Genomic DNA, 18319 nt, shown 5'->3' with positions numbered 1-18319 from the left:
GCCGAGCCAAGTAGCCGGGAGGCAAGGAAGGTCGTGCGCGCTGGTGGCCCGGGGGTTGGCAGCGGCCTCATCCGCGTTTCGGATTGGGAGTGCAAAAGTGCGGCCTTTTTCGCCTGCGTCCAAACCCACCGCTGAAAAAAGCCGTTCAAGGCCCGCTTGCCGCCCCTTTCTCCCACTGTATCAGGATCATTCTTTTTGAGCTGGGTTCTGCCTTTGGCTACCGAATGGTTTCTGGAATGGTAAAATCTGGTGGTATGAGGTGATTAGTGCGCGGACGCAAGGCTTCATACTGTCGGATTGTCTGACCTAATGCCGCCAGAAATGGTAATCCTACCGTTTCGTACTCGTAGGCGCCGTCATTGATAATGCCATCTTGGTTCACGTACAGCACGGCGCTTAGCATAAACTCCGTTTGCCGGGTGGAATCGGCGAAGTAGGCTACATCGGCCAGGTAGCCGTGGGACATGCCTACTATATTATAGATGCGCAGGCCGGTATCCGAAGCAGTGGTTGGGCGGCGGCCGTAATAGAGGTACTTCTTGTAGGTATCGAAATACCGGCTGCCTTTATACATACTATATAGAGAGCTGTGCGGCGTATGATGCAAGTAGTAGCGAAGGAAAGCGTAATCATCGGCGGTGAGGCGCAGGCGTTGGGTGGCGGGCAGGATTTCGGGGAACAGTACAACCTGGAGCAGGCTGGTAATTGACTGTAATGGTAAGTAATTGGCCGTGGTGAAATCATAGGGCTGGTGGATAATGCGGCCACCGGCCTGATACGCCCGGCCTTTGGTGATGCGGCCGAGAGGAAAGGACAAGGCTCTCGGGCTGACGGCGGCGGGTTGCTGATACACTACCTGCCCGGTAGTGGCACTGCGAAACTCCAGCGGGTTGGTGTGGCGGTTGGCGGCTGTGTCGCAGGGGGCGAAGCGGCGGACGATGCGAGACTCGGGGTAGCCGAGTTCGGCCAGACGGGAATTGAGCGGGCCCTGACCCAGAAACTCGTAGAGGCGGTTATAGGCCTGATTATCGCTGATGAGCAGCATCCGCTTGATGTAATTGCCCACGGTATTTACCCGGTCCGAATCGGGCGACGGGTTGTAGGGAGCGGGCGTCTGGCAGCGGAAGGCCACGCCGGTTTGCATAGGTGAGCGGCGGGTGAGGCCGGGTCGGTTCAGGTCGTTGAGCTTTTCGAGGGCCAAAGCAGCCGTGGGGAGCTTTACCAGACTGGCCGGATTGAAGTACTGACGGGCATCGAGCCGGAAGCTGTGCTGCACGAAGGTGGGTCGGAGCTGTGCGTCGCGGTTGATTTGGGTGTAGATAACCTGTAGCTCGTAGGTTTCGGCCCGATTGACGACGGGCAGCAGGCGGGCGTCGGAATGCAGGAGACTATCCAGGAGCGGGCTGTCGGCAGGAGCGGTGGCAACGGGAATGGGCTGGGAGGTGGGGGGAGAAAGAGTAAGGGCTGTTCCCACAGCACCGGCCAGCAGCAGCGCAGCAAATCGAATCATAGAGGAAGATACGGCAAAACCCCTCTCCTCTTCCGCCCTAGTCGGCTGAAAACGACGAAAGCCGCCTCCCGATGGAAGCGGCTTTCGGCTGTACACCTGATTTTCTGTTGATAGTTCAGCAAACAGCCTTTTGCTAACTATGGCGTGCTACCGACTGCATTACGGGCTGCTCCGCGAATACCGTTGGTAGCCAGACGCAACGCTACACCTATATATATAGGAGTACTTACGGCTGCACCGGCTCCCGACGCCGGGCCAGTAACAAGTTGGAATCGTTCTGGCGCCAGTTGTAGCCGGTGCCGAACGGCAGGGGGCGCGGCGGGTTAGCCTTGTCGGTGTAGGCGGCGGTGAGGGCGGGCTGGTATTGCTTGGCGAACAGATTAATGGGCCGCTTGTAGGTACCGTAGTAGGTAAACTGCCAGTCAGCGGGCCGGAAGTATTTCATGGCAATGCCCGAATCATCCTGCAACAGGTAATTACTGCGTTCCAGAATGAGGTTGCGCACCTTGCTGAAGTAGCTTTTGTGCATGAGGTAGGTGGCCGACTTCACGTAGGTAGTCAGTGGCCCGAGGGTACGCACGTATTTCAGCGCGGCATCTTTGGTGTTGCCCAGCTTCCAGTCGCTGATATCGGCCGAGAGGTACACTACAGTTTTCTCCTGGCCAGCTTTGCTGCGCAGCTTCGCTTCTACCCCAGGCACCACGTTGAGGCCGGGTTTCTGCACAGTGGCCGGATCGGCATCGGTGAGCTGGCCCTCGGGGGTCAGCTGCACGTAGCGCAGGGACTCCACCTGGTGGTCGGTGCGGGCGGCGAATAGCAGCAACAACGGCACCACGCCCCCGATGTTGACGCGCTGGTTCGTTTTCTCGGCCGTTTTTACAATGGAATTGGCTTTGCTGAGCGTATTGCTGTCGGGCTTTTTGGAATTCAGCTCCACGGCCATATCGTTGGTGCGGAAGAAGCTGAAGTTAAGAACCGACCAGAGCGAGGCCTTCAGGGCCGGGAAGAGACGCGGGTTTTCCAGCGTGGCAGGGGCCGGCACCGTGCCAATCGGCTCCAGTCCCATCAACACATAGGTGGTGCTGGTGGGGAACATGGTAACGACGTTGAGAAAATCGGGGCCGCTGAAGGGGTAGAATACCGTGGGGCTAGCGGCCCGCACCGAATCCAGCTCGGTAGCAGCCCACTGTTCAATTTTGGCGGTGCGGGTAGCGTGATACGTATTCCAGCTTTTGGTTTGGTCGGCGGCGTAGGCCTGCCAGGCGGGCTGGGCAGTGAGGGGGCGCAACTCGCTCTGGCGGCTGACGGGCAGGCCGGCCAGAAACGCAGCCACATTGTGCAGAGCGGCCGTATCGGGGGCCGCCGGCTTGGGTGGGGTGGCTGGCGGGGCCGTGGCGGTATCGGGGGCGGCAACAGGTGGGGCCGTTTGCTCCTGACGAGCCGTTTTTTGTTCGGAGCAGGCAGCCAGCGTGACAACCAGGGCCGGCAGCAGGAGCCGGACGGGGGAAAGGCGCATAGAACGAAATGAGATGGAGGAGAGGCGAAAGGTAAGAAAAGCCGGTTTACGTAGCGTTTCTACAGTTTTTCACCGCAGCGCCAGCAGTACTCCGCCTCGGGCTTATGGTCGGGAGCCTGACAGACGTGACAAACCACCTGTTTATAGGGCGGGATGACTGAGGCGGCTTTGGTGGCTCCGGCCATCTGGGCCGAAACAATACCCGTAGGCACGGCAATGATGGCGTACCCCATAATCATGAGTACCGAAGCCAGCGTTTGCCCTAGGATAGTGACGGGCGAAATGTCGCCGTAACCCACGGTCGTCACCGTGACGATGGCCCAATAGATGCTTTTCGGGATGCTGCTGAACCCGTGCTGCCCGCCTTCCACCACGTACATGAGCGTGCCAATGACGGTAACCAGCGTGAGAACGGCGGCCAGAAACACCAGAATCTTGAAGCGGCTGGCTTTGAGGGCCGTCACGATAAACTCGCCTTCGCCCACAAACTGGCCCAGCTTGAAAATCCGGAAGACCCGCAGCAGCCGTAACGTGCGGATAACAATGAGGTAGCGGCTACCAAACATCAGCAGACTGGCCAGCGTGGGCACAATGGACAGAAAATCGATGATACCCAACAGGCTGAACGCGTACGTTAAGGGCCGGCGCACCACCAGCAGCCGCATGAGGTACTCCAGCAGAAACAAACCAGTAAAAAACCACTCGACCGCGCGCAGGAAAGTGCCGTAGCGGGCACTGATGCTTTGTACGCTTTCCAGCATCACGGCCACCACGCTCAGCACAATGGCTATCAGCAGGGCCGCGTCGAAATTGCGGCCGGCGCGGGTATCCGACTCGAAGATGACCCGGTATGCGCGCTGCTTCCAGGCTGACTGCGGAGGTTCGGGCAAGCGGTTAGGCATCGGAAGAAACGGGCGAAGAGGGTTAGGCGCGAACCGGGCGGCGCTGGCTCAGCCAGTACACCAGCAGCCCTGCTACCAACGTGCCCAAGCCGTAGAGCGTTTCCGTGGGTTTGTCGCGGGCAATGAACCAGAGTGTCCAGCCATTGAGCAGCAGAAACACCAGCGGCGTAACGGGATACCCCCAGGCGCGGTAAGGCCGGGGCAGCTCCGGCTCGCGCAGCCGCAGCACAAACAGCCCCAGCACCGTCAGAAACGTGAACAGGTTCAGGATAAAACCGGCGTACACTACCACCTGGGAAAACGACGACACCAGCACAAATAACAGCGTCAGGCCACCCTGGAACAGGGTAGCCCGCACCGGTACATCGGCGGCGCTACGCTGCGCCAACCACCGCAACGCTGGCACATCCTCGCCCATGGCCTGCACAATACGCGGCCCGGCAAATACCATAGAGCTGACGGTAGAAACCAGCAGGGCCGCAATCAGGCCGCCCATCAGTCGGCCACCAGCCGCCCCAAACAGCGAAGTAGCCGCCACGAAGCCTACCTCCACCTGCCCCTCCAGCTGGGCAATGGGCGTGGAGTAGAGGAAGATGAAGTTCAGCCCTACATACAGCACCAGCACCAGGGCCGTACCGGTGAGCAGAATCCGGGGCAGATTACGTTGCGGGTTCTGCACCTCGCCCGTCAGGTAAGCCGCCGCATTCCAGCCCGAATAGGCATACGACACAAAAATCAGGGAAACGGCGAAGGCCGGGCTCAGGAGCAACTGCCAATCAGCGGAACCCTGCGGCAGAAACGCCAGCGGCTGGGGCTGGGCCAGCCACAATCCTGCGCCTATAAACCCGACCAGCACCACTACTTTCACGGCCGTTACCACCACCTGCAACCGGCTTCCGGCCTTACGGCTACTAGCATGCACGGCCGTGAGCACTACTACCACCGCCACGGCCAGCACCCGCGGCGGCAACGCGGGCCACACGCTGCCGGCGTACCGCTCCAGGGCCAGAGCGGCGGCAGCCGTGGGGGCCGCAAACCCCACCGTAGCCGATACCCAGCCCGACAAAAAGCCCAAAGCCGGGTGGTAAATGCGCGACAGATAATGGTACTCGCCGCCCGAGCGGGGCATAGCCGCCGCCAACTCGCCGTAGCACAAGGCCCCGCACAGCGCAATAACGCCGCCCACTACCCACAACATCAGCAGCGCAAACCCACTTTGAATGGTGGCGACCTGGAATCCTAAGCTGGTGAATACCCCCGTGCCCACCATGTTGGCCACCACAATGGCCACGCCGGTTAGTACACTGATTTTGTAGGGAGAAGCCGAAGGTGATGCCATGCAGGAAGGGGAATTACCGGCCAAAGATGCACATTCCGGCCGGCTGACGGCATTCTCCCGGACATTCCGTTTAGTTCTTACGCTTTCGGCTGAGGTGAATATGGCGGTGGTTTTTGTAGCTTATCTTTTAGAATTTGGAGAATAAGCTACAAAAACCGCCGCCTCTACCCGTTTCCATTTCGCAGATAATCGGGTGTAAACGCACACAGGCCCGTCAGCACTACTGACGGGCCTGTATGGTGATAAACCTTTCGACAATTATGCGCTGACCTTATCCTTGGGGCGCTTGTAGAGGGGCACGGTGCTGCACGGCTCGCCGTACATGATGCTGGCCGCTACCGGCAGCAGCTTCTGCATGATGGCCACGTAGGCATAAGTGGGCACAGGCTTTTCGCCGCACCCTTTAATCACCAGCTTGGCGTCAAGGAACTGCTCCACCTCTACCCCGGCAATGGCCTCCTGAAACAGCTCCTGCTCCAAAGCTTCCAGACTGCCGAAAACGTAGCGGTGGGCGTGATTCTGGAGCTTACTGGCCAACAGCATATAGGCCCAGGTAGGCACAATGGCATCGGCGGAGCAGATGATGGCCACGTTCTGGCCGGCGTACTGCGCCCAGTCGTGGGTTTTGATGAACTCGCGGAAGTCCTTTTCACGCAGCATCAAGCCGTGGAACAGGTTGTCCTTGATATCATATACCACCCGCTCGCCGGGGTGGATGAAGTCTTCGAGGTTGAAGGTCACAAGGCCGGAATTGGCCACCCGATTCACAAATTCTTCCATGATTGTTTATTGGCAAAACAGCCTTCACTGCTTGTTTTTCGGCGTGGTGGTGTACACTTCTTTCAGATAAAACGGCTCGTAGTAGGCAACGCTGCGGAATTCCTGGCGGCGGTAAGCTTCCAGTGCCAGCGCGCCCACAGATATAGCCGAGGGCTCGATGCCAGCCAGGAAAGCTGCGTGTGGATTATCGGCTACCAACGGGCGGAACTTGGCGGCGCCATTTCCGAAGAATAACAACGACTGCCCGGCTAATTGTTCGGCCAGCGTGGTTTCATCGAGCAGCAGCGGCGTGGGAGCCAGCACTTCCGCGCCGTCGGCCCGGTACACGCCGGCGTACACTTCCATCCGGCGGGCATCCAGCATGGGGCAGTACCAGTACTGATCGGGCCGGGCCGTGACGGCAGCTACCTGGTGGGCCAGGCTTTGCAGCGTACTTACGGCCAACAGCGGAATCTCCAGCGCGTAGCACAACCCTTTGGCCGCCGCCGCCCCAATACGCAGCCCGGTGTAAGAGCCCGGCCCATCGGATACGGCCACGGCTGCCACGTCCTGCAACGTGTGCAGCGTGTTTTCCAGCAGTTGGCTGATGAGCAGGCTCAGATGCGAGGAGTGCGACTTTTCCAGCCGCAGCTCCGTCTGGCCGACCAGCCGGCCCGTGTCGAGGTAGTGCAGCGCCACCGAGCACACCGGCGACGAGGTTTCGAGGGAAAGTAACAAGGTGGACATGGAGGCAAAGGTACTACTTCGACCCCGCTGTTGTTCTAATGCAGATATATACGGAATACTAGTTCCACAAACTCAAAACGAACTTCTGCTGCCTCCAATGCTTCTCGTATCTCCTGCTCAAAACTATGTATGCGCGGCTTAATCAGGCGGCCTATTACTTCCACCACAAACGGATTAATCTCTATCCATTCTACTTCACGAACTGGGTAAGGGCCAAAGCTTCCCGCTTCTATGTAGTTATTGACTGGTATTATAAACCAGGAAGACCATGCTGAAACTCTCTCGTCATTCAACAACTTACCTCGAACCGCAACCCTATACTTACCAGTCAGTTGATCTATGATAATCGGAACTTGCATCATTGACAAAGCATAAAAACAGAAAAAGCAGCCCCAATATCGGGCTGCTTTTTCTGCTTGGATTCTCTGTTGGCTTACTGCCGGCCGCCGGCGGTGCTGCGCTTGGCTTCGGGGCGGGCTTTAGCTTCCAAGGTGCCGGGCCGCAGCAACGCCGAGTAGCGCGGCGCATCGTTGAGCACGGCCTGGGCCATCAGGATATTGGGGTCATCATCGAAGCTGGCCTCGATGCCGCCTTTCTGGAAGTAATAGCGCGACACGATTTCCTGCTCCAGAAACTCCCGGATTTCGGGCTTGAAGCGCAGCAGGTCGTTGGCTTTATTCACCGTCACTTTGCGGCGCATAGCTTCCAGCTCGGTTTTCACGTCGTCGTAGTGCTTTTCGTCCTTCACCTTTTTAGTGAGGTCGGCCAGCGCCTTCTCGGCATCAGTGCTGTAGCTGATGTCCTTGTTCTTGAGGTAGTCAACGAACTTCTGGTAGTCGGCGTCGGTGAGTTTGAACTGCCGGGCGGGCGCAATGGTGGCGTGCTCGGAGCGGTAGCGCGTGGCGTAATCGAACAGATAGCTTTTCTGGAGCAGCACCCGAGTGATGTCGGCAATTTCGCGGTCCACCACTTCCACATCAGGAGCCACGCCGCCGCCGTCATACACGGTGCGGCCGGCCAGCGTCTTGAAGGCCGTGCGCAGCGAGTCTGGCACTTTGCCCAGCGTGCCGTCGTCGGCGCGGTGTGAGTAGTCGATTTCCTGAATGCAGCGGCCGCTCGGGATGTAGTATTTGGCCGTCGTCACCTTCAGCTGCGAGTTGTAGCTTAGCGGGCGGGTGGCCTGTACTAGGCCTTTACCAAACGTCCGCTCCCCTACCAGCACGGCCCGGTCGTAGTCCTGCAGCACGCCGGATACAATTTCGGAAGCCGAGGCCGAGCGGTTGGAGGTAATCACCACAATCGGAATCTGGGTATCCAGCGGGGCATCCAGGGCTTTGTACGTCTTGTTCCAATCGGAAACCTTACCCTTGGTGCTCACAATATCCTTACCCTTGTCCACGAACAGGTTGGAGATGTTCACGGCCTCGTTAAGCAGCCCGCCGGGGTTGTCACGAATATCGAAAATCAGCTTTTTGGCCCCCTGCTCCTTTAGCTTGGCCACGGCCAGCCGCACTTCCTTGCCGGCATCCACGGTAAAGCCCGAGAGCTGGAAATAGCCGATTTCGGGCGTAAGCATGCCGTAGTACGGCACGTTGTCGACCTGGATTTTGTCGCGGGTAATGGCAATTTCCACCGGGGCATCCTGGCCGTAGCGGGTCACCATCAGCTTCACCTGGGAGTTGGCCTGCCCCTTCAGCAGCTTACTGATATCGGCGTTGGACTTTTTGTCCACGTTCACGCCATTGATGGTCAGGATTTCGTCGCCGGGCAGCAGGCCGGCTTTCTGGGCCGGGTAGCCTTCGTAAGCGGCCTGCACTACGGTTTTGTTGTTGCGCTTCTGCACTACCGCCCCAATCCCGCCGTACTGGCCGGTCGTCATAGTGCGGAAGTCCTCGATGTCGTCCTCCGGAATGTAGTTGGTGTACGGGTCGAGCGACTTAAGCATGGCATCGATGCCCGTTTTCACCAGCTTAGCCGGCGGTATCTCGTCCACATAATACGTATTCACCTCCTTGAATAAGGTAGCGAAGATGTCGAGGTTCTTGGCAATTTCGAAGTACCGCTCATTGTCGGTAGCTGCGCGGAAGGATACGAGCAGACCGGCACCGCCCAGCAGGGCAGCCACGGCCAAGGATTTTTTGCGCATAAAAGGGGCTGAAGGCAACTGTACGACCCTAAATGGAAGGCCGGAGGGTCGGTTTGCGTTTCACACCTGAAAAGCCGCCCCCCAGCGCATTTGTTGTCAAGACCCCGCTCCTGCCTACGCAGTTGCACCGGCCTCGGTCAGCAAACGCTCCAGCCCTGAAGTTAATTTCTTTTCAATAAGCGTCAAGGGCTTTTTTTCCTTGCCGGTATAGATAATAGCCAGTTGGGCCACCCGATGCCCGCCGGGGGCCTCCAGTAGCCGGTATTTATTCAGCCGATAGGCCTCACGCAGCAGACGCTTGAGGTAGTTACGGTCGACGGCGCGCTTAAAGTTGCGCTTACTCACGCTCACCAGCACCTGCGGCGGCTCAGTGGTGGGCGTTTCGGTGGCCCGCCAGGTGAGGCGCAGGGGGTACAAACCAAAAGAAGAACCCTGCCCGAAAAGCGCTTCAATGAGCTTTTTTCGGCACAGATGTTCTTCTTTCGGAAACGAGTAGGAGCGCGCGCCCGGCGTTGAAACAGGAGTCGTCATCGGCGGGAGCAGCGGCCATTCAGCCGCCGGCAGCGGCTTAGCGCTTATGACGACCTTCGTCAGATACGGTCAGGCGCTTGCGGCCTTTGGCACGACGACGAGCGATTACGCTACGGCCGTTTACGGTTTCCATGCGCGAGCGGAAACCGTGCTTGTTGCGGCGCTTGCGCTGCGAGGGCTGAAAAGTACGTTTCATGGTATGGGTAAGTGACTCTTGTTACAACTTAGGCCGGCAAAGGTAACAGGATGATTCGGAATTGGCAATGCTTTATCCGGCTTTTTCTGGCCTTCCTGTCTGCTGGTTAGCGAAGTGGCCGCCTCGTTCTCCTGGTATTTTTCCAGTTGAACCTATACAGTTTACCCAAACAGCCGCCCCGTAATGCGTAGCTTTACGTCAGGTTTACCGGCCATTGCCGCACCCGCTTTTCCATGATTCACTACCACGTTTCCTTCGAGAACCCGCTCACCTTCTACCTCCAGATTCAGATGACGTTTGAGGTGCCCGCCGGCACCGAGACGCCCGTGGAGCTACAGTTGCCCGCGTGGCGACCAGGCCGCTACGAGCTGCAGAACTTCGCCCAGAAGCTGCAACGCGTGGTGCTGGAAGACGCTGCCTCCGGTGAGCCGCTGACGGCGCGTAAAATCACGAAGGACCGGTGGCAGCTGAGCGGGGCGGCGGGCCGCACGGTGCGGGTGCGCTACAACTTCTACGCCCACCAGATGGACGCCGGCGGCTCCTGGCTCGACGAAACCCAGGTGTATTTGAACCCGGTGCAGGCCCTCATGTACGTGGAAGATCGGCAGGAAGAAACCTGCCAGCTGCTGCTGGATCTGCCCGAGGGCTGGCAGCTGGCCTGCGGCTTGCCCCAGCGCGGCCCCAACCTGCTGGAGTCCCGCAGCTTCGACCACCTGGCCGATTCGCCCCTCATTGCCAGCCCCACGCTGCAATACCGCAACTACGAGGTAAACGGACTACCCTTCTACATCTGGATTCAGGGCGAATGCCCGGTGGACTGGGCGCGGCTGGTGCGGGATTTCCGAGCCTTCAGTGAGGAGCAGTTACAGCTGTTCGGCTCGTTTCCGGCGCAGGACTACCACTTTCTTAACCAGATTCTGCCCTACAAGCACTACCACGGCGTGGAGCACCTCAACTCCACCGTTATCGTGCTGGGTCCGGCCGAGCTGCTGATGACCGAAGGGCTGTACAAGGAGCTGCTGGGCGTGAGCTGCCACGAGCTGTTTCACGCCTGGAACATCAAGAGCATCCGGCCGGCCGAGATGCAGCCCTACGACTACGCCCGCGAGAATTACTTCCGCACCTGCTTTATTGCCGAGGGCATTACCACCTACTACGGCGAGTACCTGCTGGCCCGGGCCGGGGTGCGAACCGCTGAGCAGTACTTTGCCGAGCTGAACACGGTGCTGCGCAAGCACTACGACGACTACGGCCGCTACCACCTCTCCGTGGCTGATGCCAGCATGGACCTGTGGCTGGATGGCTACAAGCCCGGCGTGCCCGACCGTAAAGTATCAGTGTACCACAAAGGTGCCTTGGTGGCGCTGCTGCTCGATCTTACGCTGCGGCAGCTCTCGGGCCACCAGCGCAGCCTCGATGATGTGATGCGCCGTTTGTGGGAGGAGTTTGGCCAAACCGGCGTGGGCTACACTGAGGAAGACTACACCCGTCTGGTGCAGGAAGTGGCCGGGCGCGACATGCAGGCCTACTTCGATAAGTTCATCTACGGCACGGCCCCGCTGGAGGAGCCTCTGAACCGGGTGTTAGGCTTCGTGGGCTGCCGCCTGCGTCTTGAGGAAAATGCCTCGACCTCGGAAGGCATGTACGGTTTTCGGACGGTGGTGAAAAACGAGCGGACCGAGGTAACCGACATTCTGCCCGACGCCCCCGCCGCTCTGGCCTTTACGGTAGACGACGAAATCGTGGCCATCAACGGCCGCCGCGTGGATATGAACCTTCACAGCCTGCTCAGCGACGGGGCCGACCACCACGAGGTGACGGTATTCCGTCAGAACCGTTTGCTCACAGTGACGCTGGCCGCCGACCCGGCGCACCGCTTCTGGCAGAAGGTCACGGTGGAGAAACTACCCTCGGCAAGCTCTGAGCAACAGGCCAGCTTCCGCCAGTGGCTGAAGCAGGACTTTTAATTTTTCGGCTACATCCCGGCCGCTGCTGCTAACGTATTAGTTACGGCTGCCGGAGTCGCGCAAACTTTTTGTTGAGTTTGTGCTTTCGGGAACTCTCCGCATGCGTTTTTCTTTTCGCTCTCTGTCCACCCGACAACGACGCGCCTTTCGATCCAAGTCTACACTACTCCTCATGTTCCGGTTTCGTACCGTAGCTACTGCCCTGCCGCTGGTGGTGGCGCTACCGGCTTGTTCGTTGCGCATGCAGCCCACCGAAAAGTCGCGGCCCAGTGTAGCATTACCTCCCTTGCCGGCTCCCAAACCGCCCCGCATCTACCGGCTTCAGCACCTCGATACGCTGGTGCAGCTGCCCGGGCGCGTGCTGCATATCTACCCGGCCACCCGGCCCGTGTACGACCGGCTACAAAGTCCCGAGTGGGTGGCTGCCAAACCGGCTTCGGCCGCAGAGGAAGATTCGTTTCTGGATTTCGCTGCCGAGGAGCGGAACCGGCTGGTAAAAGCCGGGGCCCGCGTACTGCGCACCGGCCGGGCGCTACGCCTGCGCCCAACAGCTGCGCCCGAAGTAAAATTGGTAAATAACCCGGCCGAAGACGAACGAAACGTCAGCTACGAATACCTCGCAACACTACCGGCCATTCATCAATGGCTAGTTTCAGTGCATCTATACGAAGGCGGCTACTACATGCTGGTGGACCAGCGCAGCGGCCGCCGCACCCAGCTCATGGCCCCGCCCGTTATTGCCCCCGATGGCCGCCACTTCGTGTGCGGCAACTCCGACGTGCTGGCCCGCTTCGAGCCCAGCGGCCTGCAACTCTGGAGCCTCGACGACAAAGCACCCCGCCTGCTCTGGGAACGGCAAACCGAATGGGGCTGCACTCAGCCCCGCTGGCTCGACAATAAAACGATCCTGTTCGAGCAGGACTTCTTCGATAAAGGCGACGTGGATACCCGCGTGGTCCGGCTGACGGTAGTGCCTTAATGGAGAGATAGTGAAATGGTGAGTTTGATGTTCTGCTTGCGCGCAAGTGGCGCAAGCAGAACATCAAACTCACCATTTCACTATCTCACTATGTCACCGCCTAGTGTTTGGCGTCGCCGCCTTTGCCTACTTTGCCGCTGTTTACGGAGGCGGGGTTGTTGCCCTGAGGGTTGTTGCGGATGTTATGAACGCCCTCACCGGCAGAGTTACCATCAGTAGTATTGCCGTGGGCCGATACGTCCATAGTATTGGGGCTCTGCACTTGGGTGCTTTTCTTCTTGGTATTGGCGGCCGGATTGACGGACGTTTGCTCGTTGGTCAGGTCGGTTTGCTTTTTGCTCATGCTCATAGTCGTGGGATTTACGAGTGGATGAATACCCCTTTTACCCGGTAGCCCTAGCGGAAGTTGCTATAAAATTTGGGGCATAAAAAAGGCTCCATTCTTTCGGATGGAGCCTTTTTGAAACGTGAAGCAAAGCCCGTAACCTAGCCAGCTACTTCTGCCAGAGGCTGCACGGCCACCAGCTCACCAAACTGCTTTTCGCGGGCTTCTATTTCGTCCTGGGTCAGGTTTAGTAGACGCTCGGTGCCGAACTTCTCCACGCAGAACGAGGCCATGGCCGAACCGTGAATCACGGCGCGCTTCATGTTCTCGAAACTGATGTCGTCGGTGGCGGCCAGGTAGCCGATGAAGCCACCCGCGAAAGTGTCGCCGGCACCGGTGGGGTCGAAGACTTCCTCCAGCGGCAGGGCCGGGGCGAAGAAGATCTGGTTTTTGTGGAACAGCAGCGCGCCGTGCTCGCCCTTCTTGATGATGAGGTACTTCGGCCCCATGTCCATGATGATTTTGGCGGCTTTCACCAACGAGTGCTGACCCGACAGCTGGCGGGCTTCCTCATCATTAATGCTGAGCACGTCCACCATCTCGATAGTCGTTTTCAGCTCGTCCAGGGCCACGTCCATCCAGAAGTTCATCGTGTCCATCACGATGAGCTTGGGGCGGTTTACGAGGCGCTGAATCACGAGGCGCTGAATCTGGGGCGTGAGGTTGCCCAGCATCAGGTACTTGCAATCCTGGTAGGAATCGGGCAGAATGGGGTCGAAATCGGCCAGCACATTCAGTTCGGTCACGAGGGTTTCGCGCGAGTTCAGGTCGTTGGAATACTTGCCCGACCAGAAGAACGACTTCTCGCCCTGCTTGATCTGCAGACCCTCGGTATCCACCCCGTGCTCCTGGAGCAGCAGAATGTCCGACTGCGCGAAGTCGTCGCCGACCACGGCCACCACTTTCACGGGTTTCACCGAGTACGAGGCCGACAGGCCAATGTACGTGGCAGCACCACCAACAATCTTGTCGGTTTTGCCGAAGGGCGTTTCCAGGGCATCGAAGGCCACCGTGCCAATAACAACCAGACTCATAGAATCAAAAGGAAAAAAGTGGTTCAGGGTTCTACTCTATTTACCGGGTGGCAACACGCGCCGCCGAATCCTTCCGCCGCAGGGCAGAAAAGCCCGGAGCCGTACCAGTGCGAAAATAAAAAAGGCCTCTGCCGAGGAGGAGAGGCCTTTTTAGGAACTATGGGTAAATAATGGGGCTCGAACCCACGACCTTCGGAATCACAATCCGACGCTCTAACCAGCTGAGCTATATCTACCGTGTTGGGTATTGTGTCACAAAAGTAGTCCTGGCCCGGGTATTTGCAAAGAATTGTCTGTCTTTTTTTCTGAAATTCGGGTAATTCCCTGGCGCACAGAAGTCAGCTGACTGTGTTTCAGCGCCTCCGCCACCCGTTGGCGGCGGACCGGAAAGCCCATCTGGCAGCTAGCGCCAGCCTTGCCTCACTCACCGAGTGCTGACTGCCGGATATGTGGCCGCTTGCACCGAACCCGCTCAGATTCCGCGTACCTTTGTGGTTTACAACACGCTTTCATCATGTCCGATACGCCGCAGCCGCTCACTTTCGCCGATTTCAAGCTCAACAAACAACTGCTCACGGCCGTGGCCGAGGCAGGGTTTACCGAGCCTACCCCCGTGCAGGAGCAGACGATTCCGCTGTTGCTGGCCGGCCACGACGTATTGGGCATCGCCCAGACGGGCACGGGCAAAACCGCCGCTTTCGGGCTGCCCCTGCTGATGAAGGTGAAGTACGCTCAGGGTACTCACCCGCGCGCTTTGGTGCTGGCTCCTACCCGGGAGCTGGCCATGCAGCTGGAAAGCCACCTGCAAAAGTTGGCCGTGTACACCGACCTGCGCATTTTCGCCATTTACGGCGGCCTGGGACCCAAAACCCAGATTGAAACCATTGCCAAGGGCATCGACATCCTAATTGCCACGCCCGGCCGCCTGATGGAGCTGTACCTGCGCGGCGACCTGGTACTGAAAGAGCTGAAAACGCTGGTGATGGACGAGGCCGACAAGATGATGGATATGGGCTTCATGCCCCAGATCCGGCGCCTGCTGGAGGTAATTCCGCGCAAGCGCCAGAACGTGCTGTTCTCGGCCACGATGCCAGATAAGGTGACGACGCTGAGCGAAGAGTTTCTGGAATTTCCGCTGCGGGTAGAAGTGACGCCGGCCGCCACCTCGGCCCAGAACGTGACGCAGACGCTCTACGAAGTGCCCAACCTGCTCACTAAAATCAACCTGCTGGAGTATTTGCTACTCGATTGGGACGCCTTCCACCGCGTGATGATTTTTACGCGCACCAAGGAGCACGCCGAAAACGTGGCCAGCTTCCTGAAGCGTAAAGCGCACGGCGAAGTGCGCGCCATTCACGGCAACAAGGGCCAGAACGTGCGCATCAATGCCATGGAGGCCTTTAAGGCCGGTGATATTCGCTTTCTGGTAGCTACCGACGTGGCGGCCCGGGGCATTGATGTGCCGCTGGTATCGCACGTTATCAACTTCGATGTGCCGCTGGTGTACGACGACTACGTGCACCGCATCGGGCGCACCGGGCGGGCCCAGCACACGGGCGCGGCCATCACCTTCGCCAATGAGGCCGAAATGCACCACATGCAGCGGATTGAGGAGCTGATCCGCCAGCAGATTCCGGTGTTGCCGATGCCGGCGGAAGTAGTGGTAGCCAAAACCTCTTTCGATGAGCAGCAGGGCATGGACCGCGAAAAGGACGAACGGCGTAAGCGCGAAGATCCGAGTTTTCAGGGCGCTTTCCACGAGCGGAAAGAGTGGATCAAGCCCGGCGTGACCATTGATAAGCGCACCGGCCGGGAGTTCCAAGTGGGTCCCAACCGCAGCCAGAAAGGCAAAAAGGCCAATCCTTCAAAAGGCAAAGCCTCCTCCCACTCTTCCAAAGCCTTCCGCGCCGCCCAGGGCCGCGCCCGCGCCAAACGGAGCAAATAAGGTGATTTAGTGAGATAGTGAAATGGTGAGTGGCCGTTCTATAGGCGCGAAATGCGCTATCAGAACGGCCACTCACCATTTCACTATCTCACTAAATCACCATTTCACCTTTACCGATAGTGGTCGAAAATGGGCAAGTGACTGAACTTGACGGCCAGTAGCGTGAAGGCAAATCCCCAAAGAGCCGCGCTCCAGGCCATATGCAGCAGAATCCGCCAGCGCGGTACGTGCAGTTGGGTAGCTATGACGGTACCGCCCACCGGGCTGAACAGAATGGGCGTCAGGAAGGCAATGCCCACCATGCCGAAGCGACGGTAAATACCCACTACCGTGCGGCTGCGGCGGCTAAACAACGGTTTGCCTTTGGCCTCGCGCCGACGACGCAGGTGCAACGCCCACTGCCGGCCCAGCCCCGAAATCAGGATAACCGTTGTCATCATACCTGCCACCGACAGCCCCCAGACCAGCGGCATAGGTAGCCCGGCCGCTACGCCAGCAACAGGCGCAGCCACGAACTTGAACATGCCGATGATAAAAACGGTGGCGTATTTGAGTAGAGCCGGTAGCACGATAAGAAGGAAAAATGGCGGGAATGAAGCGGGCAGATATCAGGTAACAGTTCTGCTAACGCCCGGTTAGTTCCGCCGCGTTAGGAGTTTGTTACGCATCTGGCCTTACAGCTTGCTGCCGTACGACAGGTCGCCGGCGTCGCCGAGGCCGGGAATGATGTAGGCCTGCTCGTTGAGGCCCTCATCAATGGCGGCCACCCACAGGGTAGCTTCGGGTATTTCGCGGGTCACGTATTCCACGCCCTGCGGGCTGGCAATGACGGCCGCAATGTGTATCTGACGCGGCGTGCCGAAGCGCAGCATGGCCCGGTAGGTCTGCACCAGGCTCTTGCCCGAGGCCAGCATGGGGTCTACCAGAATCAGCACCCGCTCATCGAGGCTCGGGGCCGAGAGGTAATCGACCTGCACCTGCACCTGGGCCGTGCCCTCGATGCGGTAAGCGGCGGCAAAGGCGGAAGGCGACTGGTCAAAGTAATTGAGGAAGCCCTGGTGAAACGGTAGACCGGCCCGCAGCACAGTGGCCAGCACTGGGAAATCGTGGAGGTGTTTGCTGCTGGACTCGCCGAGGGGCGTTTTCACCGTTTTATCGGTGTAGCTGAGCTGGGAGCTGATGCGGTAGGCCATGATTTCACCCAAGCGCTGCAGGTTGCGGCGGAAGCGGAGCGAATCCTGCTGCACCGTGACGTCGCGCAGCTCGGCTAGGAAATGGTTGGCAATGGATGGCTCGGCGCACACCACATGCACACGGGGGTTGGCGGCAGCAGCCTCAGCGGCGGTGGCGAAAGAATCGGCGGAAGGGGGCGTCAGCGCATCCATAAGCGGTACCAGGGTCGTGGGGGAGTAAAGGACAAGGCCGCGTAAGGAACGGGCGCGGCCCCGAAATTGGCGAAAAAACGGGCAATTGACGGTATCATGCCGCCTTCAAAATCGAGGAGCAGGCCGGGGGTGCCCGCATGGCGGCGCACGGCCGCATCTACCAGCAATAACGGCGCGGCGGCCTTTTTACCTTCTACGGAAGCCGCCGCGAATAAATAAATCAGCCGGGAGCGGTAGCGCACGAACAACGCCCCGGCCAGCAGTTCGCCGGTTTGCTGGTCGCGCACCTCGTGCAACTCGGCCAACTGCCGCTGCTGTAGTGCGGCCACCAGCCGGCGCAGTACCGCGTAGTGGCGCGCCTTCAGCCCGGCTGCCTCCCCTTGCGTTTGCCGAAACAGAACCAGCAGCGGCTCCGCGCTGGCCACCGCCCGAACGGTCAGTGGAGCGGCCGCCTCGGCGTGCAGCCGCAGTCGGCGGCGGTAGTCGGCGCAGTAGCCGGCCCGGAGCGCGTCGTACGGCTGGTGCAGGGGCAAGTGGTAGGTCTGGCGGGGCTGCACCGTCAGCGGCGGCGGTACCGTGGCGGGCAGGCCGTTTTCGGTGTTGAGTTGGGCGTAGAACCAACAGTAACGCGTGCGAATAGCATCGTGGGCCAGCCACGCGGCGTTATCCTTTGGGTGCCCTAACATGCCCAACTGCTGGGTGAAGGGCGGCTGAAACACCTGCCGGCCCCAGGGGCGGCGCTTCACTGGCAGCGGCCACACGGCTTGGTAGCGTCCGGTAGCATCGTCTATTTCTACCAGTGCCTCCCAAGAGCCCGCCGTAGCGTTCAGCCACCACGAGCAGGCGTAGGGCACCACCTGCGGGGCAGCCTGCACGCAGGCGTCCCAGGCATCCAGGTCGATTTCGGCGGTGCGCAATAGACGAACAGACATGCCCAAAGGTACTGCCGCGCAACTTCCGGCGTTAGGGGCCTCACCC

18 protein-coding genes and 1 tRNA gene are annotated in these 18319 nt (G+C 59.3%); 3 read left to right on the top strand and 16 right to left on the bottom strand.

Going from position 1 to position 18319, the window contains the following annotated elements; all coding sequences use genetic code 11:
• Positions 1 to 217: 217 nt before the first annotated feature.
• From EI293_RS14580 to rpmH, 10 genes are all read right to left on the bottom strand, one after another.
• Positions 218 to 1510, bottom strand: a complete 1293-nt coding sequence (locus EI293_RS14580) for a serine hydrolase (RefSeq protein ID WP_125439071.1) — start codon at positions 1508 to 1510, stop codon at positions 218 to 220.
• Positions 1511 to 1736: 226 nt separating this feature from the next.
• The gene (locus tag EI293_RS14575; protein WP_125439069.1) at positions 1737 to 3026 is read right to left on the bottom strand and encodes a hypothetical protein; all 1290 of its coding nucleotides are present in this window, start codon (positions 3024 to 3026) and stop codon (positions 1737 to 1739) included.
• Between the two features lie 59 nt (positions 3027 to 3085).
• Entirely contained in the window at positions 3086 to 3928 is an 843-nt protein-coding gene (locus EI293_RS14570) for an ion transporter (RefSeq protein WP_125439067.1), read from the bottom strand.
• Between the two features lie 22 nt (positions 3929 to 3950).
• Positions 3951 to 5267, bottom strand: coding sequence for an APC family permease (locus tag EI293_RS14565; RefSeq protein ID WP_125439065.1), 1317 nt, complete (start codon positions 5265 to 5267; stop codon positions 3951 to 3953).
• Between the two features lie 258 nt (positions 5268 to 5525).
• Positions 5526 to 6047 (bottom strand): DUF2480 family protein, encoded by a 522-nt coding sequence (locus EI293_RS14560; protein ID WP_125439063.1) that lies wholly within the window; start codon positions 6045 to 6047, stop codon positions 5526 to 5528.
• 24 nt (positions 6048 to 6071) lie between these two features.
• Positions 6072 to 6773, bottom strand: a complete 702-nt coding sequence (gene tsaB, locus EI293_RS14555; protein WP_125439061.1) for a tRNA (adenosine(37)-N6)-threonylcarbamoyltransferase complex dimerization subunit type 1 TsaB — start codon at positions 6771 to 6773, stop codon at positions 6072 to 6074.
• Positions 6774 to 6808: 35 nt separating this feature from the next.
• Positions 6809 to 7135: a DUF6678 family protein gene (locus EI293_RS14550; protein WP_125439059.1), complete on the bottom strand. Its 327-nt coding sequence runs from the start codon at positions 7133 to 7135 to the stop codon at positions 6809 to 6811.
• Between the two features lie 71 nt (positions 7136 to 7206).
• The gene (locus tag EI293_RS14545; protein ID WP_170170382.1) at positions 7207 to 8919 is read right to left on the bottom strand and encodes a S41 family peptidase; all 1713 of its coding nucleotides are present in this window, start codon (positions 8917 to 8919) and stop codon (positions 7207 to 7209) included.
• Between the two features lie 114 nt (positions 8920 to 9033).
• Positions 9034 to 9450, bottom strand: coding sequence for a ribonuclease P protein component (locus tag EI293_RS14540; RefSeq protein WP_125439057.1), 417 nt, complete (start codon positions 9448 to 9450; stop codon positions 9034 to 9036).
• A gap of 37 nt (positions 9451 to 9487) precedes the next feature.
• A complete protein-coding gene (gene rpmH / locus EI293_RS14535) occupies positions 9488 to 9646 on the bottom strand; it encodes a 50S ribosomal protein L34 (protein ID WP_044000868.1) in 159 nt (52 codons plus the stop codon).
• Between the two features lie 233 nt (positions 9647 to 9879).
• On the opposite strand from rpmH, the gene EI293_RS14530 reads away from it, so the two are divergent.
• A complete protein-coding gene (locus EI293_RS14530) occupies positions 9880 to 11613 on the top strand; it encodes a M61 family metallopeptidase (RefSeq protein ID WP_125439055.1) in 1734 nt (577 codons plus the stop codon).
• A gap of 172 nt (positions 11614 to 11785) precedes the next feature.
• Positions 11786 to 12592, top strand: a complete 807-nt coding sequence (locus EI293_RS14525; protein ID WP_125439053.1) for a hypothetical protein — start codon at positions 11786 to 11788, stop codon at positions 12590 to 12592.
• A 100-nt stretch (positions 12593 to 12692) separates the two neighbouring features.
• Here EI293_RS14525 and EI293_RS14520 read toward each other — a convergent pair whose 3' ends face one another.
• The 3 genes from EI293_RS14520 to EI293_RS14510 all read right to left on the bottom strand — a co-directional run bounded on the left by EI293_RS14520 (position 12693) and on the right by EI293_RS14510 (position 14247).
• Entirely contained in the window at positions 12693 to 12935 is a 243-nt protein-coding gene (locus EI293_RS14520; RefSeq protein WP_125439051.1) for a hypothetical protein, read from the bottom strand.
• A gap of 143 nt (positions 12936 to 13078) precedes the next feature.
• On the bottom strand, positions 13079 to 14011 hold the full coding sequence (locus EI293_RS14515; RefSeq protein WP_125439049.1) for a PfkB family carbohydrate kinase: 933 nt from the start codon (positions 14009 to 14011) through the stop codon (positions 13079 to 13081).
• 162 nt (positions 14012 to 14173) lie between these two features.
• A tRNA-His gene (locus tag EI293_RS14510) sits at positions 14174 to 14247 on the bottom strand.
• A gap of 278 nt (positions 14248 to 14525) precedes the next feature.
• Here EI293_RS14510 and EI293_RS14505 point away from each other — a divergent pair.
• Entirely contained in the window at positions 14526 to 15956 is a 1431-nt protein-coding gene (locus EI293_RS14505) for a DEAD/DEAH box helicase (RefSeq protein WP_125439047.1), read from the top strand.
• A 110-nt stretch (positions 15957 to 16066) separates the two neighbouring features.
• On the opposite strand, the gene EI293_RS14500 is transcribed toward EI293_RS14505, so the two are convergent.
• The 3 genes from EI293_RS14500 to EI293_RS14490 all read right to left on the bottom strand — a co-directional run bounded on the left by EI293_RS14500 (position 16067) and on the right by EI293_RS14490 (position 18273).
• On the bottom strand, positions 16067 to 16525 hold the full coding sequence (locus tag EI293_RS14500) for a hypothetical protein (RefSeq protein WP_125439045.1): 459 nt from the start codon (positions 16523 to 16525) through the stop codon (positions 16067 to 16069).
• A gap of 105 nt (positions 16526 to 16630) precedes the next feature.
• On the bottom strand, positions 16631 to 17341 hold the full coding sequence (gene upp, locus EI293_RS14495; RefSeq protein WP_125439043.1) for a uracil phosphoribosyltransferase: 711 nt from the start codon (positions 17339 to 17341) through the stop codon (positions 16631 to 16633).
• Positions 17329 to 18273 carry a GNAT family N-acetyltransferase gene (locus tag EI293_RS14490; RefSeq protein ID WP_125439041.1) on the bottom strand — a complete coding sequence of 315 codons (945 nt, stop codon included), beginning with the start codon at positions 18271 to 18273 and terminating at the stop codon, positions 17329 to 17331. The genes upp and EI293_RS14490 overlap by 13 nt, the downstream gene beginning before the upstream one ends.
• Positions 18274 to 18319 lie beyond the last annotated feature (46 nt).

The organism is Hymenobacter perfusus, from assembly GCF_003944765.1.
Taxonomy (GTDB): Bacteria; Bacteroidota; Bacteroidia; order Cytophagales; family Hymenobacteraceae; genus Hymenobacter; species Hymenobacter perfusus.
This window is presented reverse-complemented; position numbering and strand designations above follow the sequence as displayed.